Annotated in this window: 26 protein-coding genes; 11 read left to right on the top strand and 15 right to left on the bottom strand. The window is 50.4% G+C overall.

Translation table 11 applies throughout. The features are described 5' to 3' along the window. Positions 1-49: 49 nt before the first annotated feature. Entirely contained in the window at positions 50-2,179 is a 2,130-nt protein-coding gene (gene pqqU, locus LVQ77_RS03615) for a TonB-dependent receptor PqqU (protein ID WP_232903699.1), read from the bottom strand. A 284-nt stretch (positions 2,180-2,463) separates the two neighbouring features. Between pqqU and LVQ77_RS03610 the strand changes: the two genes are divergently transcribed. Genes LVQ77_RS03610 through LVQ77_RS03600 form a run of 3 tightly spaced genes read left to right on the top strand, consistent with a single transcriptional unit; the run spans position 2,464 to position 4,281 of the window. After that, positions 2,464-3,024, top strand: a complete 561-nt coding sequence (locus LVQ77_RS03610; RefSeq protein WP_232903698.1) for a fasciclin domain-containing protein — start codon at positions 2,464-2,466, stop codon at positions 3,022-3,024. Between the two features lie 52 nt (positions 3,025-3,076). Next, complete coding sequence (locus tag LVQ77_RS03605; protein ID WP_232864436.1) at positions 3,077-3,631, top strand: RNA polymerase sigma factor; 555 nt, start codon at positions 3,077-3,079, stop codon at positions 3,629-3,631. Then, positions 3,628-4,281: an anti-sigma factor gene (locus LVQ77_RS03600; protein ID WP_232903697.1), complete on the top strand. Its 654-nt coding sequence runs from the start codon at positions 3,628-3,630 to the stop codon at positions 4,279-4,281. Before LVQ77_RS03605 ends, LVQ77_RS03600 begins: the two co-directional genes overlap by 4 nt. 66 nt (positions 4,282-4,347) lie before the next feature. On the opposite strand, the gene ansP is transcribed toward LVQ77_RS03600, so the two are convergent. From ansP to LVQ77_RS03585, 3 genes are all read right to left on the bottom strand, one after another. Next, positions 4,348-5,823 (bottom strand): L-asparagine permease, encoded by a 1,476-nt coding sequence (gene ansP, locus LVQ77_RS03595; RefSeq protein WP_154150147.1) that lies wholly within the window; start codon positions 5,821-5,823, stop codon positions 4,348-4,350. A gap of 198 nt (positions 5,824-6,021) precedes the next feature. Continuing rightward, positions 6,022-9,117 (bottom strand): beta-galactosidase, encoded by a 3,096-nt coding sequence (locus tag LVQ77_RS03590; protein WP_232903696.1) that lies wholly within the window; start codon positions 9,115-9,117, stop codon positions 6,022-6,024. A gap of 113 nt (positions 9,118-9,230) precedes the next feature. After that, a complete protein-coding gene (locus LVQ77_RS03585; protein ID WP_232903695.1) occupies positions 9,231-10,313 on the bottom strand; it encodes a LacI family DNA-binding transcriptional regulator in 1,083 nt (360 codons plus the stop codon). A 129-nt stretch (positions 10,314-10,442) separates the two neighbouring features. On the opposite strand from LVQ77_RS03585, the gene LVQ77_RS03580 reads away from it, so the two are divergent. Both LVQ77_RS03580 and pptA read left to right on the top strand, forming a co-directional pair. Next, the gene (locus tag LVQ77_RS03580) at positions 10,443-11,243 is read left to right on the top strand and encodes an arylamine N-acetyltransferase family protein (RefSeq protein ID WP_232903694.1); all 801 of its coding nucleotides are present in this window, start codon (positions 10,443-10,445) and stop codon (positions 11,241-11,243) included. Positions 11,244-11,309: 66 nt separating this feature from the next. Next, positions 11,310-11,540, top strand: a complete 231-nt coding sequence (pptA, locus tag LVQ77_RS03575) for a tautomerase PptA (protein ID WP_034455817.1) — start codon at positions 11,310-11,312, stop codon at positions 11,538-11,540. Positions 11,541-11,584: 44 nt separating this feature from the next. Here the strand turns inward: pptA and LVQ77_RS03570 are convergent, their stop codons facing one another. Next, complete coding sequence (locus tag LVQ77_RS03570) at positions 11,585-12,619, bottom strand: AI-2E family transporter (protein WP_232864441.1); 1,035 nt, start codon at positions 12,617-12,619, stop codon at positions 11,585-11,587. A 224-nt stretch (positions 12,620-12,843) separates the two neighbouring features. Here LVQ77_RS03570 and LVQ77_RS22455 point away from each other — a divergent pair, with 224 nt between their 5' ends. The 3 genes from LVQ77_RS22455 (at position 12,844) to mdtI (ending at position 13,842) form a co-directional block, all read left to right on the top strand. Beyond that, the gene (locus LVQ77_RS22455) at positions 12,844-12,957 is read left to right on the top strand and encodes a protein YdgV (RefSeq protein ID WP_503489108.1); all 114 of its coding nucleotides are present in this window, start codon (positions 12,844-12,846) and stop codon (positions 12,955-12,957) included. A 191-nt stretch (positions 12,958-13,148) separates the two neighbouring features. After that, entirely contained in the window at positions 13,149-13,526 is a 378-nt protein-coding gene (gene mdtJ / locus LVQ77_RS03565; protein WP_232864516.1) for a multidrug/spermidine efflux SMR transporter subunit MdtJ, read from the top strand. Beyond that, on the top strand, positions 13,513-13,842 hold the full coding sequence (gene mdtI, locus LVQ77_RS03560; RefSeq protein ID WP_134182944.1) for a multidrug/spermidine efflux SMR transporter subunit MdtI: 330 nt from the start codon (positions 13,513-13,515) through the stop codon (positions 13,840-13,842). Before mdtJ ends, mdtI begins: the two co-directional genes overlap by 14 nt. Positions 13,843-13,877: 35 nt before the next feature. Here the strand turns inward: mdtI and LVQ77_RS03555 are convergent, their stop codons facing one another. The 5 genes from LVQ77_RS03555 to ynfM all read right to left on the bottom strand — a co-directional run bounded on the left by LVQ77_RS03555 (position 13,878) and on the right by ynfM (position 18,544). Then, entirely contained in the window at positions 13,878-14,684 is an 807-nt protein-coding gene (locus tag LVQ77_RS03555; protein ID WP_151993309.1) for a trypsin-like serine peptidase, read from the bottom strand. Between the two features lie 97 nt (positions 14,685-14,781). Next, on the bottom strand, positions 14,782-14,886 hold the full coding sequence (gene ydgU, locus LVQ77_RS22450; RefSeq protein WP_456061802.1) for a small membrane protein YdgU: 105 nt from the start codon (positions 14,884-14,886) through the stop codon (positions 14,782-14,784). A 179-nt stretch (positions 14,887-15,065) separates the two neighbouring features. Then, on the bottom strand, positions 15,066-15,464 hold the full coding sequence (gene asr, locus LVQ77_RS03550; RefSeq protein ID WP_154150155.1) for an acid resistance repetitive basic protein Asr: 399 nt from the start codon (positions 15,462-15,464) through the stop codon (positions 15,066-15,068). Positions 15,465-15,735: 271 nt separating this feature from the next. After that, entirely contained in the window at positions 15,736-17,220 is a 1,485-nt protein-coding gene (locus LVQ77_RS03545; RefSeq protein WP_232903693.1) for a carboxypeptidase M32, read from the bottom strand. Between the two features lie 73 nt (positions 17,221-17,293). Next, complete coding sequence (gene ynfM, locus LVQ77_RS03540) at positions 17,294-18,544, bottom strand: multidrug efflux MFS transporter YnfM/SxtP(Kp) (protein ID WP_232864443.1); 1,251 nt, start codon at positions 18,542-18,544, stop codon at positions 17,294-17,296. Positions 18,545-18,646: 102 nt separating this feature from the next. Between ynfM and ynfL the strand changes: the two genes are divergently transcribed. From ynfL to bioD, 3 genes are all read left to right on the top strand, one after another. Then, positions 18,647-19,555, top strand: coding sequence for a multidrug efflux transcriptional activator YnfL/SxtR(Kp) (ynfL, locus tag LVQ77_RS03535; protein WP_151993313.1), 909 nt, complete (start codon positions 18,647-18,649; stop codon positions 19,553-19,555). A 117-nt stretch (positions 19,556-19,672) separates the two neighbouring features. Beyond that, positions 19,673-20,890: a sugar metabolism global transcriptional regulator Mlc gene (gene mlc, locus LVQ77_RS03530; RefSeq protein ID WP_232864445.1), complete on the top strand. Its 1,218-nt coding sequence runs from the start codon at positions 19,673-19,675 to the stop codon at positions 20,888-20,890. 192 nt (positions 20,891-21,082) lie between these two features. Next, positions 21,083-21,778 carry a dethiobiotin synthase gene (gene bioD / locus LVQ77_RS03525; protein ID WP_232864446.1) on the top strand — a complete coding sequence of 232 codons (696 nt, stop codon included), beginning with the start codon at positions 21,083-21,085 and terminating at the stop codon, positions 21,776-21,778. Here the strand turns inward: bioD and clcB are convergent. The 5 genes from clcB to osmY all read right to left on the bottom strand — a co-directional run bounded on the left by clcB (position 21,731) and on the right by osmY (position 26,556). Further along, on the bottom strand, positions 21,731-23,026 hold the full coding sequence (gene clcB / locus LVQ77_RS03520) for a voltage-gated ClC-type chloride channel ClcB (RefSeq protein WP_232903936.1): 1,296 nt from the start codon (positions 23,024-23,026) through the stop codon (positions 21,731-21,733). The two genes, bioD and clcB, sit on opposite strands and share 48 nt — an antisense overlap. A gap of 101 nt (positions 23,027-23,127) precedes the next feature. Beyond that, positions 23,128-24,267, bottom strand: coding sequence for an osmoprotectant ABC transporter ATP-binding protein OsmV (osmV, locus tag LVQ77_RS03515; RefSeq protein ID WP_232903692.1), 1,140 nt, complete (start codon positions 24,265-24,267; stop codon positions 23,128-23,130). Continuing rightward, entirely contained in the window at positions 24,267-24,914 is a 648-nt protein-coding gene (osmW, locus tag LVQ77_RS03510) for an osmoprotectant ABC transporter permease OsmW (protein WP_232903691.1), read from the bottom strand. The genes osmV and osmW overlap by 1 nt, the downstream gene beginning before the upstream one ends. 9 nt (positions 24,915-24,923) lie before the next feature. After that, the gene (gene osmX / locus LVQ77_RS03505) at positions 24,924-25,826 is read right to left on the bottom strand and encodes a glycine betaine ABC transporter substrate-binding protein (RefSeq protein ID WP_232864449.1); all 903 of its coding nucleotides are present in this window, start codon (positions 25,824-25,826) and stop codon (positions 24,924-24,926) included. A 13-nt stretch (positions 25,827-25,839) separates the two neighbouring features. Beyond that, positions 25,840-26,556, bottom strand: a complete 717-nt coding sequence (gene osmY / locus LVQ77_RS03500; RefSeq protein WP_232903690.1) for an osmoprotectant ABC transporter permease OsmY — start codon at positions 26,554-26,556, stop codon at positions 25,840-25,842. Positions 26,557-26,592: the final 36 nt, after the last annotated feature.

The raw sequence follows: 26,592 nt of genomic DNA, 5'->3' as shown, positions 1-26,592 counted from the left end.
CCCGGCACCAAATAAAAACGGAACCTGTCGGGGTTCCGTTTTTTTATGCTTATAAGAATGTGTAACTCAGGTTCACCCCCACACCATAATTTCGCCCCGGTGCGGGCTCGTAGTAGCGACCATTACTTTCGTTAACAATAACGGAACCGACATACTCGCGATCGAACAGGTTATCGACGCGTCCCCAAATATCCAATAACCAGCTTTCTTGAATCCGCAGTTTATAACCGCTATTGAGTGTGGCGACCGTGTAAGTCGGTGCTTTCGCAGTATTTTCATCATTGGCCTGAATATCACTCATATAACGCACGTCGGCTCCAGCATAGAACCCTTCTGGCGGTGCGTATTCAAGCGAAGCGTATCCCATATTACGCGCGATGCCCGGAATACGATTACCCTCGCAGTTGTCATCACCGCATGCGTTGCTGCGATAGGTCGCATCGAGATAAGTCCATGCCATTTTAACGCGCCAGTCGTAGCCAAGTTGGCTATCTGCAGAGAGTTCCACCCCACGGCGGCGGGTTTCACCGGCGTTTTTGTAGGTTGTGCGCCCACCACTGCTTTGGTCTGCAACAATTTCATCATCGGTATCTGTCTGGAAGAGTGCCGCAGTAAACAAATTATTGCCGACGCGCGTTTTACTGCCGATTTCCACGGTATCGCTGGTGGACGGTTTTAATCCAAAATTCAAACCTGACTGGCCGTTATCACGATACGAGAGTTCGTTGATGGTCGGCGTTTCAAAACCACGGCCTGCCGAGGTGTAAATATTCCAGGCATCGGTCACGGCGTATTTCAACGCGGCGGCAGGTAGCCATTTGTGGTAGCTCGCATCGCCGCTGTCATCGCCATTTTTACCGGTAATGTACTGATCATTCGAGTCGAACCAGACCGAGCTGAAACGCACACCTGCATCGAGGCTGAGTTTATCGGTGAGTTGCCAGGCAGTTTGCAGATAGGGGTCAACGTTCCACATCAGGTTACGTTCGTCACGGCGAAGGTCGCCTTTTTCGCCTAAAGCGGTGGTGCCGTTTTCTACCACAAAGTTTTCATACCCTTTGCGCTTTTCCGACATGGTTTCGTAATCAAGCCCGGTGGTAAACGTTACCGGCACAGATAGAAGATTGCCTCGATGTGTCCAGCGAGAATCTATCCCTTGGTAATGGCGTGAAAGTTCAATCACGCCACCTGGATGTGTTGGGTTTAATGGGTTTAACTGAGGGGCCACGGGAATTGACTGATATTGCGTAGTTTCGCGCACCCCTGCATAGGTCATGACACTTAAATCATCATTGGCGGTTAACTGCCTGTCGTAGCGCAGGCCAGCCTGAGTCTGTTTAGTGGTCTTGCGGGTATTGTACTGTTCGGCACGAGGGGCCTGAGTCGGGTCATTGCGCCATTCCTGCTCGGTTAACCCGCCAGGATCGTTAGCATCAATATCTACGCTGTTGAGCAGTAGTGTTAATTTGCTTGCTTCATTGAGACGCACACCCAGTTTGGCATTGCCGAGATTCTTTTGGGCGCTGCTGTGGTCGCGATAACCATGAGTAGTAAAGCGTGAAGCTGATACGGCGTAATCGACATCGCCGGCCTGCGTACCATCACCCGTGGCGCCGGTTGCTTTAATACTGTTACGCCAGCTTCCAAAGCTACCGTAATAGCTGCTCGCTTCAAAAGTTGGCGGCTGTGTACCCGTTGTTGTGCTGACATTAATCACGCCACCCGATGCGTTGCCATAAAGTGCCGAGAAGGGGCCGCGTAACACTTCAATACTTTCTACGCTGTTAATATCGATATTCGAGGTTTGGCCCTGGCCGTCGGGCATGGTGGCGGGAATACCATCGACATACATTCGTATGCCGCGCACACCATAGGTGGAGCGAGAACCAAATCCGCGCATCGAAAGCTGTAAATCTTGCGCATAGTTCTGGCGATTCTGAACTTGCAGACCCGGTACGCTGCTAAGGCTTTCTGAAAGATTAACGCGTGGTGCCGCCTGGCGCATATCGTCGCCATTGACGACACTCACTGCCGCTGGTGTATCCAGCTCGGAAATCGTGCCTTGTGTTGCGGTAACGACCATCGTCTCTTCGGCGGCAAGTACCGGAAGGGCAAAAGACGAAAGGGCCGGGACTAATATCAGTGGCAGGGAGATCTTTCCATGGTGCACAATTTTCATCAGACATTTTCACAGGTGGGAGCATTTTACGTTCCGGACGAACCATCTGGAACATTCAAGAGGGTATGTTAATACTTGTGATGAATGTTTGAAAAGTGTTAACGGCACATAACGTTAATGCAAGTTTTTATGAACGAAAGTGTTTTGTGAGTATTTACGCGGCGCCAGGAGTGATTTTTCAGAAGTGAAAAAATATTTTCATATTCCTGCATCCAGTTCATTTCCTCGAACGTATATCAGAGTGTGAGCCAACAACGTGCTCCTGACTCAATGAGGAAATAACCATGAACAGAATCCTTACTGCTGCTATCTCTACATCATTACTCTTTAGTGCCGCCAGCATGGCTGCCATGATGTCAGACTCCGTGATGGTGGGCGGCGCTGCGATGTATCCTTCAAAAAATATCGTAGAAAATGCGCTCAACTCTAAAGACCACACAACCCTGGTTGCCGCGGTAAAAGCTGCGGGTCTGGTCGACACATTGCAGGGAAAAGGACCATTTACTGTGTTCGCACCAACTAATGCAGCATTTGCAAAACTGCCCGCAGGGACCGTTGAGAATCTGGTGAAACCGGAAAACAAAGCGGTACTGACCAACATCCTGACTTATCACGTCGTGGCAGGAAAATACGACATGAAGCAGCTTGAGAAAAAAATTAAAGATGGCGGCGGCCATGCGGAGTTGAAAACCGTAAATGGGCAACCTTTATGGGTAATGAGTAACGGCCCGCATAACATCCAGTTGAAAGATGCTCAGGGAAATATCGCGAATATCAGTACTTATGACGTAAATCAGAAAAACGGTGTAATTGACGTTATTGATACTGTCCTGATGCCTAAATAAATCCTGTCTATACTCGGTGTGAGTGACTGACTCACACCCAATCAGGAAAGATATGGATAATCAGCAAGTGCAACAACAGGTAGCGCTTGTGCGGGCGGTTGCCGATGGTGACCGCCGCGCCTTTGAACAACTTTATCGCCAGACGTCACCACTGCTTTTCCCGGTAGCGTTGCGTATGTTGCGCCGCTCTGCATGGGCCGAAGAGGTCCTGCATGATAGTTTTCTTGCCGTCTGGAATCGTGCTGCAACTTATGATCCTGCCTTTAGCTCCCCGATGACCTGGCTTACGCACATTGTGCGCAATCGTTGTATCGATTGGCTAAGAAGTGGCGCCGCTCGTAGTAGTGAACTAGAAGATGAACTGAATGAATATACGCCAGTAACGAGCCATCAAAATGAAGATAGCCAGCACGACGATAAGCAAGTCGACAAACTCACACTGTGCCTTGCGCATCTGCCCCCGGAACAACGGCAAAGCGTGGTGCTGGCCTACTATCAGGGGTTGTCGCATAGCGAAATTGCAACCTGGATGCATCAACCGCTTGGTACCGTAAAAAGTTGGGTGCGCCGTGCTCTGGACCACCTTAAGGACTGCGTAGGATTATGAAAAGCAGACAAGATATCGACAGCGCATTGAGCGCGCAGTATGCCCTGGGCACCCTGCGTGGGAATGCGCGTCTGCGTTTCGAAAAACGCCTTGCACAGGAGCAAGAGTTGGCACAGCAACTTGGTCGTTGGCAAACCTTGCTGGCACCATTTGAAAACAACACACAGCACCAGATTCCACCAGAACGGGTGTGGAAAAAAATACAGCTTAGCTTACCGACGCAAAAACCAACGTCATTGTGGAACTGGAATTACCTGGGGTGGGCGTTGGCAGCCGGACTCGCCGCGGTTATTCTGGTGCCGTATTTCGCGAACCGCTCACCCGATCTCGCACCGCTGGTAGTGTTAAACAGCAGCGATACAGCCAAAGGTCAATGGGTTGTCAGTGCTGACAGTGAACGTAAAACGCTCCAGTTGGTTCCGGTTCAGCCTCGCGCAATTGCGGCCAATAACAGCTTGCAGTTATGGGCGATACCTTCAGGTGCAAAACCGATTTCACTTGGCTTAGTGAATGCCAGTGAACCTACGCAACTTACTGCAACCAGCGTGGCTTTATCTCCAGGTACAACGATTGCAATCAGCCTCGAACCGCAAGGTGGTTCTCCAACGGGGCAACCGACCGGGCCAGTCCTATTTAGCGGGACATTGTAAAGAGCAGCAAAAAGGGCAGAAAATATTCTGCCCTTTATCGCTACGAAACATTGGCTCAGTATGGGTTTACTTCACCTTTTGCGGCGCTTCCTCAGGGTGAGCGTCGGGATTGTGGGCAAGTTCTTGAACACGCTTACGTGCGCCAAACCAGCCAATCACCAGTAACAAAGCAATCAGCGGAATAGATGCAATGGTATAAGTTCCGTTCGGGTAATCGAACCCCATCAATACCAATACGCTAAACAGGAAGAGCAGGGTTAACCATGAGGTAAATGGTGCGCCAGGTAATTTAAAGCTAACGTCTTCAGCTTTCCCCTCTTTAATCGCTTTACGCAAGCGCATCTGGCAAACCATGATAAATGCCCAGGAAGAGATAATTCCCAGTGAGGCAACATTGAGAACTATCTCGAACACTTGTGATGGCACAAGATAATTCAGTACCACACCAATCACATATATCCCAAGCGTAACCAATATCCCGGCATAGGGTACATGCTGCTTGCTCATTTTCGACATGAACTGAGGTGCTGAGCCACCCATCGACATTGAGCGCAAAATACGCCCGGTGGAATAGAGGCCAGAGTTTAGGCTGGAAAGCGCAGCAGTCAGAACCACCATATTCATGATGTCGCCAATATATGGCACACCGAGTTTAGAGAAAAATGTCACAAACGGGCTTTGCCCTGCCTGGTAGGCGTTCCAGGGCAGTAATAAAACCAACAATGTCACGGAGCCGACGTAGAAAAGCCCGATACGCCAGATAACGCTGTTAATCGCTTTTGGCACCATTGTTTTTGGATCTTTGCATTCACCCGCTGCCGTCCCCACCAGTTCGATTGAAGCAAAAGCAAACACCACGCCCTGAATAAGCACTAATGCAGGCAGTAACCCATGCGGGAAGAAACCACCGTTATCAGTAATTAAGTGGAAACCTGTCGTGTTGCCATCAAGCATTTTCCCGCTGCCAAGGAACACCGTTCCGACCACCAGGAAGGCGACGATTGCGAGGACTTTTATCAGCGCAAACCAGAACTCCATTTCTGCGAACCATTTCACGCCGATCATATTCATGGCACCGACAATACCCAGCGCACCGAGAGCAAATACCCACTGCGGGACATCGCCAAAAGCGCCCCAATAGTGCATATAAAGTGCCACGGCGGTGATATCGACAATGCCTGTCATTGCCCAGTTCACGAAGTACATCCAGCCTGCCACGTAGGAGGCTTTCTCACCGAGAAACTCACGGGCATAAGAAACAAAACTGCCGCTCGAAGGGCGATGAAGTACCAGTTCACCTAGCGCGCGTAAAATGAAGAAAGAGAAGATGCCGCAGACCAGATAGACGATTGCCAGAGCCGGGCCTGCCATTTGTAGACGTGCGCCAGCGCCCAGGAAAAGCCCTGTGCCAATTGCGCCGCCGATGGCAATCATCTGTACCTGGCGGTTACCCATTGCTTTGTGATACCCGGAATCATGCGAATTAAGCCAGCGGCGTTTAGCTGCGTGCTTTTCCGCTTCCGTTTTGTGTGTTGTGTTCATGTAGACCCTGTTCCTTTGTTTAAAAGACCCCTGTGTAATGCCTGACATTTTTATAACTTCAACGTCATGACAAAATAGGGCGACAGATCCTATCCATAAATGGTTAAGGACGCTAATGCCTTTTTTCAAAGAGTACAGATTGTAGCGGTTATTCGAAGATGGCCTGCAACTACACAGGCCATCGCTGAAGAAGGGACGTTAGCGGCGTTGCCAACTTAACTGGTAGTGATAATGCTGCTTATCAAGCAAGTATTCCGGTGAAACGCTTGGGCTCCAGGAGTCATCGCCACCAACACCCATATGGAAACCATCCAGGTTTAAACTGGTGCCTGTTTCCGCAACAAGCAAATGGCGATGTGAGGTTTCGCGCAGTTGTTGTTGGCTAAAGCGGCTGATATTGAAGTGGAAATTCCCGCGCCACTGGTTGCCGCCGTATTCCAATGTTTGGGTATCGCAGCGCAAGCCATTCTCCGTTGGGAAAACATACGGTGTGTACAGTTCTTCCAGTGGAAGCTGCCAACTATCGAAGAGGGCAGATTGCTTGCGATCGGGGTAGTTTTCATGGGGCCCGAGCCCGAGCCAGCTCACTTCAGGATACAATTCCGCTAACTGGCAGGTCAGGCCAATGCGTGCAGGTGGAGGTGTGCCAAAAGCAATTTCAACATCTACGCTGACGTGGAGTTCGCCCTGGCAGTCAATTCGCCAAAGCTTACGGCTGATAAACAGCGTTTTACCATGGTGATGCCAGCTATGAACGGTGCGCAGCTGCACTTCATTGGCCAGAACCTCCGCTTCGCAGCTCTCCACACGCGACTCAAGCTCATACATTCCTGCTGCCTTCCAACGCTCGACCCACGCATTCGGGTCAATGCGCGTCACTTCGCTGACGCCAATATCGTTATCTAACGGCGCGCGGGTGAACTGATCTTGCAGCGGTGTGATGAGCGCAGGTTGCTGTGCTTTCCACCACTGGTTTAACAAACCAGTTTCGCGGTTGAACTGCCAGTGATGCAGGCCGAGGTGAATATCGAAATGGCAGTTACTGGTTGTTAGTTCTGGCGCTTTACCATTAAAAGGCAGCGGGGTTGCGCTGAGAATACTCGGCAGTTGCCACTGATCCCATGCACAAATATGCCCGGCATCTGACCAGTCTGTGGCGTTGATTTGCTGCACTTTTACGGTCAGCCACACGTCACCGCCACGCACGATGGTTGGCAGTGAATCAAAGGTAATTGTCTGCGTTCCAGCTGGCGCGATATCAAGCAGCACTTCGCCTTCAGCAAGCCGTTCACCCGCTTGCGAAACCTGCCAAATCAGGCGTTCGTTATCGCTATGGCGGAAAAGGTACTCGCTGGTTATTTCGAGGCGCAACGGGGTTTCACGATGAAGTTCAAACTGGAAAAACTGTTGTGCTTGTTGTGCTTCATACAGTGCCGGATGCGCTGTGCGGTCGGCAAAAACAAGGCCGTTCATGCAGAACTGACGATCGTTAGGTTTGTCGCCAAAATCCCCGCCGTAGGCTGCGAAGGGTTCGCCATTTTCATCGCGTTTAATCAGCGATTGATCGACCCAGTCCCAGACAAAACCACCTTGCAGCCGCGGGTGCTGGCGGAATGCCTGCCAGTATTTATGGAAGCCGCCAAAACTGTTGCCCATGGCGTGGGCATATTCGCAAAGAATCAGCGGGCGGGTTTCATCCGGCATACCTATCCACTTTTTAATTGACCATTTAGGCACCGCCGGGAAGGGTTGATCCTGGTCGACGCGGGCATACATGGGGCAAATAATATCGGTTGCCGCGCTGTTGGCACCACCCCCTTCGTACTGCACTGGGCGGGTGGGGTCGACAGATTTTATCCAGCGATAAAGCGCATCATGATTGGCACCGTGACCGGACTCATTACCAAGCGACCAGATGATAATTGATGGGTGATTAATATCGCGTTTCACCATACGTGTGACACGTTCCATCATCGCGGGCAGCCAGCCAGGATCGTCACTCAGGCGATTCATCGGCACCATTCCGTGGGTCTCAATGTTTGCCTCATCCACCACGTACAGGCCGTAACGGTCGCACAAGCGATACCACAACGGGTGATTTGGGTAATGGGAACAGCGCACCGCGTTGAAGTTGTGCTGCTTCATCAACAGAATATCCTGGCGCATGGTTTCCACATCCATCACCTGGCCAAATTCCTGGTGATGTTCATGGCGGTTGGTACCGCGAATCAGCAAAGGTTTGCCGTTGAGTTTCAACAACCCTTGATGGATTTCGACTTTACGAAAACCCACGTCATAAGCTTCTGCCTCTATTGTCGCGCCTGCGCTATCCAGCAAAATAACGACAGCGCGATAGAGGTTGGGGATTTCCGCACTCCACAGCAGAGGGTTTGCGACAGGCATTCGGAGGGTAGTGCGGTCGTTATATGCTCCACGTTCATCAATAATCTCGCTGGCCAGCGCTTGTTGCCGCTCACTCACGCATTCGTCACCGTGCCACAGCTGCACTTTTACCTGTAACGCGCCGTCGGTTTCGCCTTTCACCGAAACAGCTGTTTCCAGTATCGCATGGCTGAAATCTTCGTTTAAATGGGTGGCAATGTGCACATCGCTCAACTGGGTGGAAGGTTTATGCAGTAGCGTCACATCGCGGAAAATACCGCTCATGCGCCACATATCCTGATCTTCCAGAAAACTTCCATCGCACCAACGTAGCACCATCACCGCAATGCGGTTTTGCCCCGCATGAAGGACTTCACTGAGGTCAAATTCAGAGGGCAGGCGACTATCCTGTCCGTACCCGATCCAGTGGCCGTTACACCAAAGATGAAATGCCGAATTCACACCATCGAAAATAATCCTCGTCTGACCATCATCAAGCCATGACTGTTCGATGTTAAATGTGAGCGAGTAACATCCGGTTGGGTTGTTTTGTGGCACAAATGGCGGTGTAACCGGAATGGGATAGGTGACATTGGTATAAATCGGGGCATCAAAGCCATGCATTTGCCAGTTTGATGGGACTGGTAAGATTTGAGCATCGGCTAAATCAACCTCAAGCCAACTTTCGGGAACACACTCGGGCTGAGTGAAGTAGCTAAACTGCCACTTACCGTTAAGACTGCGCAGACTTTCAGATGATGAGTCGTCGCGCGCGGCGAGAGCATCACGCCAACTGGAAAATGGTGGGCGGGCAGGCAAGCGATTTAATTGCGTCACTGCTGGGTTCTCCCAGTCGCGTCGCCCAAGGATCGCGGCCAAAGTGGCCGCAACAGAACCCGATCTGATGGTCATACTTGATGTTCCTTTACATTTTTGCGAAGCGCTCACAATTATTAATTAATATGTTTTTTACCTGCGCAGATGTAAAGCAGTAAAACAACTTCAGGTGAGGCGATTCACAAAAATTACTTCAGACGCGCGACCTGGTGGGCAAGTACCGCAAGCGCATCGGCCAGGGCTTGTGGTGACACAGTTTCAGCATTTGGTGCTGCCGTCGTTTTACGCTCAATAAGCGTGACGGGAAGAACGGTGGCAAGGCCCGGTAAAGCGGGCGTGCGGATTTGGGCAATCAGTTGGTCAACGCTGGTATTCCCCAGTGCTTTAAAGTCTTGCTTGATGGTAGTGAGCGGCGGGATAAAACAGGCGCTGTCTTCGGTATCGTCATAACCCACCACTGAGACTTGCCCAGGAACGGATAAGCCTGACTCATTGAAGGCACGTAATGCACCTAACGCCATTTGATCGTTAGCGACCAGCAGGGCGGTAAACTTCGATCCCGTACTAATGAGCGCCAGTGTCTGGAGATAACCGGAGATTGAACTCCAGTCGCCCTGCAGTTGCGCGATAGCCATCAGCTGATGCTTTGCCAGAGCCTGTTGCCAACCTTCCAGACGCAGGCGGGCTGAAACTGAGGTCAACGGCCCGCTCAGTAAAGCAATATGCTGGTGGCCTTGTTGGACGAGATGAGTTACTGCCAACTGCGTGCCGGTGGTGGCATCGAATGTGATGCTGTGGGTATTGAGAGTCGGGGAGACATCGAGGAACAATACCGGCACATTGCCGCACATGTCAGTGATGGCTCGAACCTGGTCATCTTCCAGAGGAATATTCACAATCAGCCCATCAACCCGCTGGGAGAGTAGGCTATTCACTGCACCTTTGCAGGCACTCAAATCAGGCTGCTCAATCATCGATATCACCACGTTAAAGTGGAGTTTGCTGGCCTGAGACTTAATGGCTGCGGCGATTTGCGACGGAGCGTGGAGGGACAAATTGCTGGTCACAAGCCCAATCGTTTGGCTTAGTTTTCCAGCCAGTTGCTGCGCCACCCGGTTAGGAACGTAGTTAAGTGCTTGCATCGCTGCTTCGACTTTACGGCGCGTTTTATCAGAAACGTGCTCTGCCTGATTGATAACCCGTGAAACGGTCTGATAGGAAACATTGGCGTGTTTTGCCACATCATAGAGAGTCATCGACTTGGGTTTCATGGCGCATCCTTCTGGCACTTAATTTCCGGGGAATAGTCTACAGGCCTGTTGTAGCCAGAGCATTATCGATCATTTGCCATGAAAAAAACGCTTTATAGTAAAGACATCGGATTTTAAGAGGTTGAGATAATGACTTTCGAGCGACAAACCTATTTTGCGCGTATCGGTTTTTATGGTGAAGCCATACCCACCTTAGAAACCTTGCAACGTATTCATCTGCTGCATGCTTGTTCCATTCCTTTCGAAAACTTAGATGCGCTTCTTGGTCGAACCATCAGGCTTGAACTCGATAATGTTTTTGAAAAGCTCGTCGTTGCTGGTCGAGGAGGTTATTGCTATGAGCAAAATGCTTTGCTGCGCGCAGCGCTTGAAGACATTGGTTTTGAAGTGGAAGACCTGGCGGCGAGAGTGTTGATCACGCAACCGCCTGAAATGCCACCAAGAACGCACCGCCTATTGCTGGTGACGATAAATCAACAGCGTTATCTGGCTGATGTAGGATTTGGCGGGAAAACGCTGACTTCCCCTTTGCGGTTGGAAACTGATGTTGAGCAGCCTACGGCGCATGGTGTCTATCGCTTAACGCATCTGGACGGCGATTACTTGCTGAGCATCAAACAACAAGATGGCTGGATGCCTCTGTATCGGTTTGATCTGCAACCCCAATATTTCAGTGATTTTCAGGTCGCAAATCACTATGTTTCGACCTGGCCTGAATCGTATTTCCGTCATCATTTAATGTTGTGTTTGCATAAACCCGATGGCACAACGTTAACGCTGAGTAACCGGCAGTTTAGCGGTGAGCAACGCGAAGAAATGGCAGATGAGAGGGCTGTGTATCAACTACTGCAAGAAAAGTTTGGCTTGCGACTGGACCACGAGCAGTACGGTATCAGCTTTGATGAGTTTGCCCCCATCTGCCCCAAATGATTTTCTGTTGCTATAACCTGATTGTTTAACGTAAGAATAGAGTTCGCCATTCAAAGGAGATCTGTTGTGCCGCATATCACCGTAAAACACTTCCCGCGTGAGTTGACTGAAGAACAAAAAGAGGCGCTTGCCGCTGATATTTGTGCCGTGCTGAAGAAGCACTTTAATTCATCTGACGAGTCGCTCTCTGTTGCGCTAACACCTATCCAGAAAGATCGCTGGAAAGAGGATGTCTACGATAAAGAGATAGCTCCGGCACTGGATACTTTGGCCAAAAAACCGGGTTACAGTATGTAGTCTCACTCCATAGCAGCTCTGTTATCCGGAGCGGCTATGGCTCTTTAGTTTTTGGTCACATCGCTCAACAGCACGGCAATACTCTTGCCACCCTCGTTTTGTTCAAGTGCTATTTTCACCGCGATAGTCAGTGGAACCGACAGTAGCATTCCCACCGGGCCCAGAAGCCAGCCCCAAAAAATCAACGATAAGAAAACCACCAGAGTCGATAAACCCAATCCTCGCCCCATCATGCGTGGTTCGATGATATTGCCAAACACCAGGTTGATGGCCAGATAACCAGCAACGACAAGCAACGCATCATACAGTCCACTAAATACCAGCACCTGTGCAACCGGTGGGATTGCTGCGAGAACGGAGCCAATATTGGGAATATAGTTGAGCGAGAAAGCGAGTAGCCCCCAGACAAAGGCAAAACGCACATCCAGCATGGCTAACATTATCCAGACCACCAATCCCGTCACCAGGCTGATAGCGGTTTTTAGTACAAGATAATGGCTGACGCTGTCTAAAGCTCGCTGGATAGCACCCATGCCTTCTGCCGGCCGAGACATCAATTGTTGGAGCTTTACCGGCAATTGCGGTACTTCAATCAACATAAATACGACGGTCAAAAGCAGCAAAAAGATTGAGGTCATCGCGTTGGAAAGCTGCGTAATAAGACTTGTGACTAACGTCATTGCCGCGTTAGGATCGATATACTTAACCAGTTCATCCACCGACACAGAAATCCCGACCCGTTGCAGCCACGGGTCCAATGTTTGCAGAGGGGAGATTAGCAAGGAACGGTATTGTGGCAGCGTGCGCGTCAGCTCATTAAGCGTGGTTCCCAGGTAGGCGAGTAACACAGCCATAAAGAAAATAATTACTGAAATGACGAAGGTAATCGCCAGCACGCGCGGTACCCGTATGCGCTCCAGACGACGAATCATTGGGTTGAGGATAATGGCAATAAACAGTGCCAGAATAAATGGCACGATGATCTCGGCAGCCACTTTTATACCCGCAAGGATGATGACTAACATCCCCAACATAATGACTGCTTTTAATCCACTTAACGTAATAATGGGTTTTGCCATTATTGACGGTCTCCATCAGAATAATCCGTTCCTTAATTGTGTATATAGTACGGGTGAGGAAAGGAGGGGTATACACTTATTTTCTGCTGTTCAAGCGTAAAGAATTGAAAAGGGAAGTCAGGCATCTTGCGAAATATGGTACAAATTCAGCGTGTTTGACTACTGAGGACAATTTACTATCCGCAACTGATGAGAAGCAACACCGCGGATACGTTGTGAAAACTATGGACATTATGCTTATGAACAAGCTGTTCAAAATGTTAATAACCCATCAAGCCCCATCTTTCTCTTCTGCTTTTTCGCTTTCCGGTGAACAACACTGGCGTAACGCGCTGTAGATTCGCTCTCCTGTTTTTCCCTTGATACTTCGCACCCCAGTTGCGTTGACTGCACCCGCTTGCTTACGGTCTTGTCGCCTTACTGGTACACGAATTATTGCGGGTAAATAAGCTTATTTTTTATTCGGCTTGTGCGCTTTATTTAGCACATTACAAGCATTAGTACGGCTATTTTCTCTATCAGGAGAGGAATCATGATCTATTGGATATTATTAGCATTGGCTATTATTGCCGAAATTACCGGCACGTTATCCATGAAATGGTCCAGCGTCAGTGATGATAATCTCGGCTATATTTTTATGCTGTTGATGATCACCTTGTCTTATATTTTATTATCATTTTCGGTTAAAAAAATCGCCCTTGGCGTCGCGTATGCCATGTGGGAAGGAATTGGTATTTTATTTATTACCCTTTTCAGTGTTCTGTTGTTCGACGAATCGATCTCGCTACTGAAAATCATCGGTCTGACCACGCTGGTGGTGGGAATTGCTTTGATTAAATCGGGAACCAGCGCTAAAAAAACGCGAACGGTAAAACCAGCAAAGGAGAGCGAACATGCAATCATTTGAATGGGTTCACGCGCTATGGCTGTTCCTGGCAATCGTGTTAGAAATTGCCGCTAATATTTTCTTGAAACACTCTGATGGTTTTCGCCGTTTTGGCTATGGCATATTGTCGCTGTGTGCAGTTCTGGCAGCCTTCAGCGCGCTGGCGCAGGCAGTAAAAGGAATTGAGCTGTCGGTAGCTTATGCACTATGGGGTGGCTTCGGCATTATCGCCACCGTGGCGGCGGGCTGGATTTTATTCGGCCAGCGGCTAAATCGTAAAGGCTGGGTGGGGCTGGTTTTATTACTAGCGGGCATGGTGCTAATCAAACTGGCTTAAAAGAAAACCGCCGGGAGTGATACCCGGCGGTGAAATTATTGGCTGGCTAAACTCTGTAGCTGGTCACGAAACCCGGTCACAGAAATCGCACGATTATCAGCCCGATAACGATCTTTCGCAGCAGGCGCTGAGCTTTGTACCGCAATCAGCTGCCAACCATTTTCCGTTTTCAGCATCAAGGGTGAGCCACTATCACCAGGCAAAGTATCGCACTGATGTGAGAGTACAGTTTTCTGTGCCCAGCCGGTAATCAGGCAATCGTTATGGGTATAGAGATCGTCCAGATGATCCTCGGGATAACCCGACTGTGTGACCTTACGATTCTGATTTTTAAGCGCTTCAGTTAGTGCGTCACGGTCACCCTCAAACAATGGCAACGGCGTGATACCAGAAGGCGGGTTGTGCAAAATAATCAGACCAAAATCATGAGGCGCCGCACTGGCGGGGACAATCCAACCGTCACCATCGGGTTTAAGGCGACGACCCAGCGTAGATTCAACCCGGCCTTCAATATCATGAATTTCATAACGCCATTTGCCTTTATTAGATACAAAGCGCAAAGCGATGGCTTTATCGGGTTTTCCACGGGGTGGTTGTAGCAAACAGTGCCCGGCGGTAAGTGCCAGGTGAGGGGAAATTAAGGTCGCGGTGCAAAGATTGCCGCTGGCCGTCTCAAGTTGACCGATAGCATCCCACGGCGGTGTTGCGGGATCATTCACTCTTGTGCGGTCATCCTTGCCAAAAAACAGCGTTTTGACATTTGCAGCACTTTCGTCATCAGCATGAGAAAGGGCAGGCAACAAGCACAGTACACCTAACAACATCACAACTTTTTTGCGCATATCACTCTCTGTGGGGCGATTAATTTTGATTGTTATATAAACCCAGCGAATGGACTAACTATAGACGGGTCGCACAAAAAGTGGGAGTAAAAAGTCATTACAGCCAGAAGCTTAGCGTAATAATGCCGCAAAGAATAAGCAGCGTGAGGATGATTTCAAAGCTGTAGCGTCGCAACATCATCCAGACTCCGGAAGTAAACACCCGGCGAACCGGGTGTTTTTAACCGTCATACTTCAGGTTATCGGTGTGTTGGCGTCGGTCGTTCACCCCAGTCACATAGTTATCTACGCTTCTGGGGACTCACTTGCTTGCCACCTGCCGACAACTCGAATTATGCAGGTTAGTAGTGTGGCTATGCTTTCGGGATAACCCCGATAACCTTATGCAGCTGGCTGAGTTGCAGGTTTTGCTGCTTCAGTTTTAGCGGTAGGTTTTTTGTGGTGCTTTTTAGCAGCCTGGGCTTTCTGTGCAGCTGGTTTTGCCGCTTCAGTTTTGGTTACTGCTTTTTTGTGTTTTTTAGCAGCCTGAGCTTTCTGTTCGGTCTGCGCAGGTTTTGCTGCTTCAGTTTTCTTCACTTCTTTTTTGTGCTTTTTAGCGGCTTGTGCTTTCTGCTCGGTAGCTGCTTTTTTGTGCTTTTTATGATGAGTAGTTTTTGCAGCAGGGGCTTTAGCTGCAGCAGAAGTGGTAGCAGGAGCTGGAGTCGCAGTAGTTTCAGCAGCGAAAGCAGCAGAAGACAGACCCATTGCAGCGGCAACAACCAGAGCTAGTACTTTATTCATCTCGACATCCTCAATTCATGTTTGAATTTATGTTTCTTTGAAGCCCTGCGGGGCCGTTGAGATGAACTATAGACTTGTGGATCAATGCGTTCAGTGAGTGATTGGTTTCGGCGTGTAACGGTTTGTACACGCCGGGGAATTGATGACGAAATTCCTTCGTAGGTCGGATTAGCGCAGCGACATCCGACATAACCTGCGTCAATGGTGGATGTCGTTAACGCTAATCCCCCCTACAATCCGAATTATTTAGGGCGCGGACAGGTGAGGAAGATTAAAGGTAACGCGCTTCTAAATGCCTACGGAAATACAACGGGTTAAGATCTTCCCCGGTTGCATTGGTAATCAACTCTGACGTTGTGAAGCGACTGCCGTGTTGCCAGATATTCTGACGTAGCCAGTCGAACAATGCGCTGAAGTTTCCTTCCGCAATATCGCTTTCGAGCTGCGGCAGCGCAAGTTTTGCAGCATTGAACAATTGAGCGGCATACATTGCGCCCAGCGTGTACGAAGGGAAGTAACCGAAAGCACCGTCAGTCCAGTGAATATCCTGCATACAGCCATTGCGGAAGTTATCTTTGGTAGAAAGTCCCAACCATTGCTGCATTTTTTCATCCCACAGTGCCGGGATGTCTTCCACTTCAATTTCGCCGTCAATCAGCGCGCGCTCAATTTCGTAACGCAACACAACATGGGCTGGATAGCTCACTTCATCCGCATCAACGCGGATAAAACCACGCTCAACACGCTGGTTAACGGCAATAAAGTTTGCCGTCTCAAACGCAGGTTGTTTGCCAAAGCGCGATGTAACCATCGGTAGCAGCAGTTTAAGGAACTCTTTGCTGCGACCCAACTGCATCTCAAAGAAGAGACTTTGTGACTCATGAATCGCAGTGGAACGCGCAAGAGCAACAGGCTGACCGAGCCATTCACGTGGCAGGTTCTGCTCGTAACGCGCATGGCCCGTTTCGTGGATAACGCCAAACAGTGCACTGACCAGATCTGCTTCATCGTAACGTGTGGTGATGCGTACATCTTCCGGCACGCCACCACAGAACGGATGCGCGCTAACATCAAGCCGGCCGCCGTTAAAATCAAAGCCCAACAACTTCATGGTTTCCAGGCCAAGCTCGCGTTGGTCGTGCGTGGCGAATGGGCCAACAGGAGTGATGACCGACTCTTTTGCTTGTTTATCGACAACTTTTTGCAGCAATGCTGGCAACCAGGTGCGCAAGTCGCCAAACAGAACGTCAAGTTTAGCGCTGGTCATCCCTGGTTCATAAATGTCTAACAGCGCGTCGTATGGGGATTTCCCCTTTGCTTCGGCGCGCAGTTTCGCCTCTTCACGGCTAACACGAACCACTTCTTTTAAATTGGTAGAAAAACCCTGCCAGTCGTTGGCTGGGCGTTGCGTGCGCCAGCCATGTTCACAGCGCGTCCCAACCAGCGATTTTTCTTCTACCAGTGAGGCGGGTAATAGAATGGCTTCCTGGTACTGGCGTGTCATTTCACGCAGGTTTGCACGTTCTACATCATTCAAATTTTCCTGAACCGCGGCCTGCAATAGCGTGGCGATTTTTTTATCGGTCAGGATTTGGTGCTGCAAAACACTCAGTTCGGCCAGGGCTTCGCCGCGCGCTGTGCTGCCGTTCGGTGGCATATTGGTGAACATATCCCAGCCAGCGATGGCTGAGAGATGTCCAAAACGGGAAAGACGCTGGAAGGTGCGGGTGAGATGATTATAGTTTTGCTTTTCCATAGAGCCTCATAAAGAGATGGTTTACGCTGCGAAAATAGCAAAAAGCCATCCCGAAAACGAGGCCGTAACGGGGTTATTGTGCGCGATGATGCAAACGTGTCCCCACCATTAAGGAGATGACCAGGAGTGAGCCAATAAAACTCGCGACTCCCGGCCAGCCAAACTGGTGCCAGAACACACCGCCGAGCGTCCCGGCAAGACTTGAACCAAGGTAATAGCTGAATAAATAAAGTGACGAGGCTTGCCCTTTTGCGCGTTTAGCTCGCGGGCCAATCCAGCCGCTGGCGACGGAGTGTGCGGCGAAGAATCCAGCAGAAAAGAGCAGCATGCCGATGAAGATAATCGGCAACGGTGAAAAGACCGTTAACACCACGCCTGCCAGCATCACCGCGGTGGAAAAGACCATCACCGGGCCTCGGCCAAATTTTGCGGTCATTGCCCCGGCTTTTGGCGAACTCCATGTTCCGGTCAAATACGCTACCGACAAAAGCCCGACCACCGCCTGGCTTAAATACCACGGCCCCTGCATCAGGCGATAACCAATGTAGTTAAACAGGGTGACAAACGCCCCCATCAGCAAAAAGCCTTGCGCAAATAACAGCGGTAGCCCCTGGTCACGCCAGTGCAGTCGGAAGTTGATAAACAGCGTTTTTGGCCGCAGCGAAGAAGGGCGAAAATGTTTTGAGGCTGGCAGTATTTTCCAGAACATTAACGCTGACGCGAGTGCGAAGCAGCCAATAGCCGCAACGGCAATACGCCAGTTAAAGAAGTCGGTCAACACGCCGCTTAACAGGCGGCCACTCATGCCACCAATCGAGTTCCCACTGATATACAGCCCCATCGAAAATGCCACTACGCTTGGGTGGATTTCTTCACTCAGGTAAGTCATACCAACCGCAGCAACACCGCTAAGAGACAGCCCAATCAGGGCACGCATCACCAATATGCCATGCCAACTTGTCATCATGGTTGAAAGCAGCGTGCAGCATGAGGCGAGTAATAGCGCCGTAACCATCACGGGTTTACGACCAATGGCATCAGACAGCGGGCCAGTAAAGAGCAGCCCAATCGCCAGCATAGCGGTAGAAACAGATAGCGAAATACTGCTACTGGCCGGTGAGACTCCAAATTCATGAGAAAGAACCGGCAGTATTGGTTGTACACAATAAAGCAGCGCGAAGGTGGCAAGTCCTGCGGAAAAGAGCGCAAGCGTAACGCGCATAAATTGAGGTGAACCACGCTTGATGTAAGTGACCGGCTGGGGAGATCGTCTTTCGTCAATATCTGCTGCCGGGGCGGTGTTGACGAGGGTTGTACGGCTCAAAATCGGTCCTTAAAAATCCACAAATGAAGTCTTCTTTTCAGAGTAGAAAATTGTAATTGTTCTGTCTAATATATTAATAATCTCAATTAATATTTTAAAAGTATGAATATTGAATTGCGCCATCTGCGTTACTTTATTGCCGTTGCTGAAGAGCTGCATTTTGGACGGGCTGCCGCGCGTTTACGTATCTCTCAGCCACCTTTGAGCCAGCAAATTCAAATCCTGGAACAGCAAATTGGTGCGCGTCTACTGGCGAGAACTAATCGCAGCGTGAATCTGACCGCCGCAGGCAGCCAGTTTTTGCAAGATGCCCGGCAGATTTTAAGCCAGGTTGATGCAGCGGCAGGGCGCGCAGCCCGGCTTCATCAAGGGGAAACCGGCGAGTTGCGTATTGGTTTCACCTCATCCGCGCCCTTTATTAAAACGGTATCCGATAGTCTTTCGACATTTCGCCGCAGCTACCCGGACGTACATCTCCAGATGCGGGAAATCAACACTCGCAAGCAAATTGCACCGTTAAACGACGGTGAACTCGAACTCGGTTTAATGCGCAACACGCGGCTTCCGGATACGCTCGACTGGAGTCTGGTTCTACGTGAGCCACTACTGGCAATGGTGCATCGTGACCATCCGTTGGCCCAATGCTCAAAAATTTCACTGCAACAGCTCGCACATGAACCTTTTGTCTTCTTTGACCCGCTCGTTGGGACCGGGCTGTATGAGGATATTCTCGGCCTGCTGCAACGCCACGGGATTTCACCCTACATCACCCAGGAAGTGGGCGAGGCTATGACGATTATTGGGTTGGTGTCCGCCGGGTTAGGGGTGTCGATACTTCCGGCTTCATTTAAACGCGTCCGTCTATCTGAAGTGGTGTGGCTACCCATTGATGAGCCGGAAGCGCAATCTGAAATGTGGCTGGTTTGGCCAAAGCACCGTGAACTTTCTGCGGCGGCACTTCGCATCTCTGCGCTGCTCACTGAGTCAATAACGACGTTAAAAGAGGGTTAATACAGCAGATTATGTGCGGTAAATCACAACCCTACCTAAATATTTGACTCCTTCACTTGAAGTGTTTCACCATAGCCCAAAGTTTATTTCGAAGCGCGAAAATAAAGGGAGTCGCAAGTGGTTGCTGATAGTCAACCGGGCCATATTGATCAGATCAAGCAAACTAATGCGGGCGTAGTTTATCGCTTGATTGATACCCATGGGCCGGTGTCGCGCATCGATCTTTCTCGCCTGGCGCAACTTGCGCCTGCCAGCATCACGAAAATTGTTCGTGAAATGATTGAAGCTCATCTGGTGCAGGAAACGGAAATTCAAGACCCCGGTAGCCGGGGCCGTCCAGCAGTGGGTTTGATGCTGGAAACTGAAGCATGGCACTACTTGTCCGTGCGTATTAGTCGTGGGGAAATCTCGCTTGGCCTGCATGATTTAAGCAGCAAGCTGATAGTTGAAGATACGGTTGACCTTGCTATAAATGACGCACAACCGCTTATTGAACGAATCATCGCGCAGATTGACCAGTTCTTTATCCGCCATCAGCAAAAACTTGAGCGCCTGACGGCGATAGCTATCACTATGCCGGGTATTATCGACACCAAGCGCGGCATAGTGCATCGGATGCCGTTTTATGAAGTCTGTGATATGCCGCTCGGTGAGATTCTGGAGAACTACACCGGTGTGCCGGTCTATATTCAGCATGACATCAGCGCCTGGACGATGGCGGAAGGGCTGTTTGGCGCCTCAAAGGGCGCTCGTGATGTGATTCAGGTTGTTATTGATGATAACGTCGGAGCCGGTGTGATTACCGATGGCCGCCTGCTCCATGCGGGCAGCAGCAGCCTGGTTGAAATTGGCCATACGCAAGTCGATCCTTATGGCAAACGTTGTTATTGCGGTAACCACGGTTGCCTGGAAACGATTGCCAGTATCGACAGCGTGCTTGAGTTGGCGCAGCTTCGCATGAGCCAGTCGATGGGTTCCATGCTGCATGAACAACCTCTGACAGTCGAGTCTCTCTGTGATGCTGCATTAAGTGGCGATCTATTAGCGAAAGATATCATTCTCGGTATTGGCACTAACGTCGGCCGTATACTTGCGATAATGGTGAATCTGTTCCATCCACAAAAAATCCTGATTGGTTCCCCGTTTAACCGAGCCGCAGAGATTCTGCATCCGGCAATCACCAGTTGTATTCGCCAACAAGCACTCCCTGCATATAGCGAACATATGGTTGTTGAAAGTACCCAGTACAATCATCGTGGAACAATGGCGGGCGCGGCGCTGGTAAAAGATGCAATGTATAACGGCTCATTATTGATTCGCTTGCTGCAAGGTTAATGTCATTGCCTGATCCACTAAAAATTGCGCTATCTCAATCTGGTCGAATGACTATTCTTTTAGACTTTCACTCCTGAATTATTCAATTTTTAATCACTCATACCCTGAATAATTTGAGCTGCGGGCGGGTTATAACCACACCTGCAACCTTAAGTTTGATGGGTACTTAAAGCATTACCTTGGGAGTTAGTCATGCTTACGCGTTTCTTTATAACGGGTACCGATACTGCAGTCGGGAAGACTGTGGTTTCTCGCGCCTTGTTGCAGGCTCTTGCAGCCAGTGGCAAAAGTGTCGTCGGCTATAAGCCGGTAGCCAAAGGCAGTAAAGAGACGCCAGAGGGCCTACGCAACAAAGACGCGTTAGTTCTACAAAGCGTTTCCACTGTCAATTTACCTTATGAAGCCATCAATCCTATCGCTCTTAGCGAAGAAGAAAGCAGCGTGAGCCATAACTGCCAGATTAACTATTCGCTGCTGTCTGATGGGCTTCAGCGTTTGGCCGGGCAGGTGGATCATGTTGTTGTCGAAGGCACTGGCGGTTGGCGCAGCCTGATGAACGACTTACGTCCATTATCGGAGTGGGTGGTTCAGGAACAGTTACCGGTGTTGATGGTGGTTGGGATTCAGGAAGGCTGCATCAATCATGCCTTACTGACAGCTCAGGCGATTGCCAATGATGGCTTGCCACTGATTGGTTGGGTGGCAAACCGTATCAATCCAGGGCTTGCACACTACGCAGAAATTATCGATGTATTAAGCAAGAAATTGCCTGCACCGCTGGTGGGCGAACTGCCTTATTTGCCTCGAGCAGAGCAGCGTGAACTGGCAAGTTACATCGATTTATCCCGTCTTAGCAGCGTTCTGACTGTAGACCGTTTGCGGGCGTAACCAGCGCGAAAGTGCTGAAGCAATTACGCACGCCAGCAGTAAGCCGGGGAGTAAAGTAAATTCCCCGGTCATTTCACAAACCATCAATGTGGACATAATCGGTGCATGCGTAGTCGCCGCTAAAAGCGTTGCCATTCCGGTTAATGCCAGCAAAATAGCGATACTATCGCCACTCCACGTCCAAATCCCAAACCATTGTCCGACCAGCATTCCGAGCGCTGCACCTACAAACAGTGTCGGTGTGAACACGCCACCGGGCGCGCCGGAACCGCTACTTGCCAGCACCGCTGCTAGTTTGTAAACCAGAATCCCTGCCACAAACAGCAGCGCCGGAGGCTGAGAAAGGAACGATTGCACCACGCTGTAACCATTTCCCCAAACCAATGGCGTAATCAGCGAAAGCAGCCCAACCAGCAAACCACCCAGCGCCAGTTGCAACGGCGGCGTTAAATGCAAACGTTGGAACAATTTACTACTGTGGGACATCAGCCAGAGTAATAACGGCCCGGCGACACCGGCTATCACACCGAAGGTTGCCATCAGCAAATACTGTATAGGTTGCGGAGCGCTTAACGCTCGCACGGTATAAAGCAATGCTTGTTCGTCATTGAGTAAATGAGTCATCAACAAGGCGCTGACGGCGGCAATCACTACTGGACCCAGCGAGGCGAGCATCAGTGTGCCAAACAGAATCTCGGCGATAAACAAACTGCCCGCTAGTGGCGCGTGATAAGCACTTGCCATCCCGGCGGCAGCTCCGCAGGCGACCCATAGTTTCCATTCATCTTTATTGGTGAAACGCTGGGCGAATACCGAAGCAAACACGGTGGCCAGCAGGATCATGGCCCCTTCACGGCCAATGGCGCTGCCGCTTGCTACCACAATCAATGACGCGGTCGATTTGACCAGACTTGCGGATACATCAAGACGCCCATCGCCGGTTTCGATGGCTTCCATATAGTCGGTGGGAGCAGAAGGGCGCTGGCGTGTGGCGCGTTGCCAGCCCCAAAGTAGTGTGCCCGCAAGTAAACCACCAATAGCCGGGGTGAGTAATCTGCGCCACGGCGGGAGTGCTGCAGCGGCTGCAACGAGGCTTCCGCTATGGTCGCCAAGGAAAAGGCCTTCAAGGAAATACATTGACTGGCGAAACAGCCAGACGACTAATGCAGAGGCAACGCCAATCCAGACGGCGAATATTAGCCGTCGAAGCATGCCTTTCATATCGGGGAAGTGGTTTAGATGGTGCATCCAGGTATTGTAAGGTGGATGAGCGTTAGCGTCATCCACCGTTTGTTGCTGTTTTGTCGGATGTCGCTGGCGCTAACCCGACTAATGTTGGTGTTGTTAAACTACGAAATATTCAGTGCTCGGCGGGTGCGGCCTGAACTGAGGTAATCGGCGATATAATCTTGCGAAATTTCACCGCTGTAGCGGCCATCTTCGTCAGTAATCGGCATCCATACCATGTTGTGCTCGTAAAGTTTAGATAGCACGATTCGCAGGTTATCTTCCGCACGCCCGGTCACGCGGAACGGATGCAGTAACTCAGAGCAAGAACCGATGGCCCCACGCGCTTCGCGGCGCTTCACAAAGCCTAATGGTTTACCTTCACCATCCACAACGGTTATCGAGCGCATGTCGTTATCATCCATAGTAGAAAATGCCTCCGGTAACGGTGTGGACTCACGCGCGGTAATTGTCGGTTGTTGGTCGGTGACGTCACCTGCCTGAACCAACAACAGGCGTTTCAGGGTGCGATCCTGGCCAACAAACGAGCCTACAAATTCATTGGCAGGCTTAGCTAAGAGTTCATCGGGACTGGCACATTGCACAATTTTCCCCTGACGGAATACGGCGATACGGTCACCCAATTTCAGTGCTTCATCAATATCATGGCTGACCAGCATGACTGTTTTCTTCAGTTGACGCTGCATTTCCAGAAATTCATTCTGGATTGCTTCACGGTTGATAGGGTCGACCGCACCAAACGGCTCGTCCATCAGCAGCACCGGAGGATCCGCCGCCAGGGCGCGAATCACGCCAATACGTTGCTGCTGGCCGCCTGACATTTCACGCGGATACCGGTTCAGGAACTTGCTCGGGTCAAGCGCCACCATGCTCATTAATTCGCTGGCGCGTTCTTTATAGCGCGCTTTATCCCAACCCAGCATTCGCGGCACGACGGTAATGTTCTCTTCAATCGTCATATTCGGGAACAGACCGATTTGCTGGATAACGTAGCCAATATTGCGGCGCAGCGTCACGGTATCCAGCTCGTTAGTGTTTTTACCGTTAATCAGAATATTGCCGCCGGTTGGGGCAATCAGGCGGTTAATCATCTTGAGCGTAGTGGTTTTACCGCAGCCGGAAGGGCCGAGCAGCACGCACATTTCGCCTTCAGGCACGTTCAGGCTGACGTTATCAACGGCGTTAAACGTCTGGCCGTTTTTCTGAACGAACTGTTTGGTGAGATTTTCTAGTTTAATCATTATCGAATCCCCTTAGGAGTCAGCACCAATTGAAGGCGGTGCAATAACCAATCAAGCACAATAGCCAAAACACAAATCATCACCGCACCGGCAATCAACATACGGATGTCGCTGCTGCCGATGCCGTTTAGCAATAACAACCCTAAGCCGCCAGCACCGATCACCGCAGCAATCGCCATCACACCAATATTCATGACCACTGCGGTACGAATACCACCAAAAATCACCGGTAAAGCCATTGGGATTTCAACCCAACGCAGGCGTTGCCAGAAGGTCATGCCGATACCGCGTCCCGCTTCGCGTAATCCGGGCGGCAGGCTATCTAATGCGGTGTGAGTGTTGCGTACAATCGGCAAGAGCGAATAGAGGAAGACCGCGGTAATGGCGGGGAATACGCCAATCCCTTGTCCAACCAGCGAAAATAGCGGAATCATCAGGCCAAACAGCGCGATAGACGGGATCGTCAGCACGATGGTGGCGATACCCAAAACGGGCGTGGCGAGCCATTTGTGTCGCACAATTAAAATTCCCAACGGCACGCCAATAACTATCGCCAGCCCCACAGCTAATAAGACTAGCCACAAGTGTTGTAGCGTCAGGCTGCCAAGATAGCCCGCGTTATCAACCATATAATGTAACGTTTCCATGATGCCTCCTTAGAGCAAGCCTTTACGCTGCAGGAATTCTTGCGCAACTTTTTGTGGGGTTTCATGGTCGATATCCACTTTGGCATTCAGGGTGGATATCACATCGTTATTGAGTGATGCGGAGAGGGTGTCGAGAGCCTCCTCAAGCCCAGGGTTCGCCGCTAACGTCTCTTTACGCACAACAGGCGTCACGGCATAACTTGGGAAGAAGCCCTTATCGTCTTCCAGCACTTTCAGATCAAAGCCCTTCACGCGCCCGTCGGTGGTGTAAATCAACCCAGCATCCACAAACCCATCGCGCACCGCGTTATACACAAGTCCTGGGTCCATTTGGCGAATCTGCGGTCTGTCGAGCGGCATGTTGTAGGCGTGCTGCAATGGCTTCATGCCATCGCTACGCCCGGCAAACTCCAGGTCTAGTCCGAGCATCCAGTTGTTGTCCGGGTCTGTTTTGCGGATTTGTTCAATTTTTGCCACCAGTTCCGACATGGTATTGATGTTCTCTTCTTCAGCGCGTTTGCGCTGCATCGCGAAGGCGTAGGTGTTGTTCATATCGGCAGGTTTCAACCACACCAATCCGAGTTTGGCATCGAGTTTTTTAACGGTGTCGTAGGACTCCTGTGGGGTCATACGTTTGTTGATGTGATTAAAAATAATCAATGAGGTACCGGTATATTCCCAGGTCATATCCACCTGTTTGTTGATCATCGCATTACGGGAAATTACGGTGGCAATGTTGGTCTGCGGCGTCACCTGGAAGCCTTTCTTACGCAGGTACTGTGTGGTCATGGCAGACAAAATATGTTGTTCGGTAAAGCTTTTTGTTGCCAGCACGATAGGTTCGGCTTTTGCTGCGCCTGCGAATAGCAGCGTTGTGGTGAGTGCGGCAAGTAACGGTTTAAATGGTTTCATGACGGGCTCCTTTTTATTTCACTGTGTGAGGACTTAACACGCGTCCTAAGCCCGCGAGTGCAACATCAAGGATCAGGGCAAAGAGTGCTGTGGCAGCTGCACCCAAAATCAGTGTCGGGAAATCATTGAGGTAGATGCCCGGGAAAATAAGCTCACCGTAACTGCTGGCACCTATCAAAAACGCCAGCGGTGCAGTGCCAACGTTAATTGCGGTTGCAATACGGATGCCCGAAAGCATGACAGGCCATGCGTTGGGTAATTCGACCTGACACAAGCGTTGCCATTTAGTCATGCCAATGCCGTTGGCAGCTTCAATAAGCGAAGAAGGGACGCCGGATAAACCCGAGTACGTATTACGGACAATTGGCAGCAGCGAAGCGAGGAACAGTGCGATTATTGCAGGTTTGTCGCCAATCCCGATAAACACCATCGCCAGCGCTAAGACGGCCAGCGGCGGCAAGGTATTTCCGACGTTAAAGATTTGCATCGCATATTCAGCGAAACGGCGAGCAGCAGGGCGACTGAGCAGAATTCCGCTCGGGATCCCCACCAGTAGAGCCAGCGCCATCGAACTAAACACCAAAATTAAGTGTTGTTGCCCGAGATAAAGTAAATCCACTTTACGCGCGATTATAGTTTCGGGGCCAATTCCCCAAATCAATAATCCGAGGACGACGATTATTGCCAGTGCACCAAAAAAAGTGCGTTTTACGATGGAAGTATTATGCATTGCAGTGTGTCTCCCTGGGTGCACGTTATAGCAACC

It is taken from the genome of Buttiauxella cochleicola (genome assembly GCF_021282435.1).
In the GTDB taxonomy this organism is placed as follows: domain Bacteria; phylum Pseudomonadota; class Gammaproteobacteria; order Enterobacterales; family Enterobacteriaceae; genus Buttiauxella; species Buttiauxella massiliensis.
The sequence above is the reverse complement of the archived record's forward strand: the minus strand, read 5'-3'. Positions and strand labels throughout refer to the sequence as shown.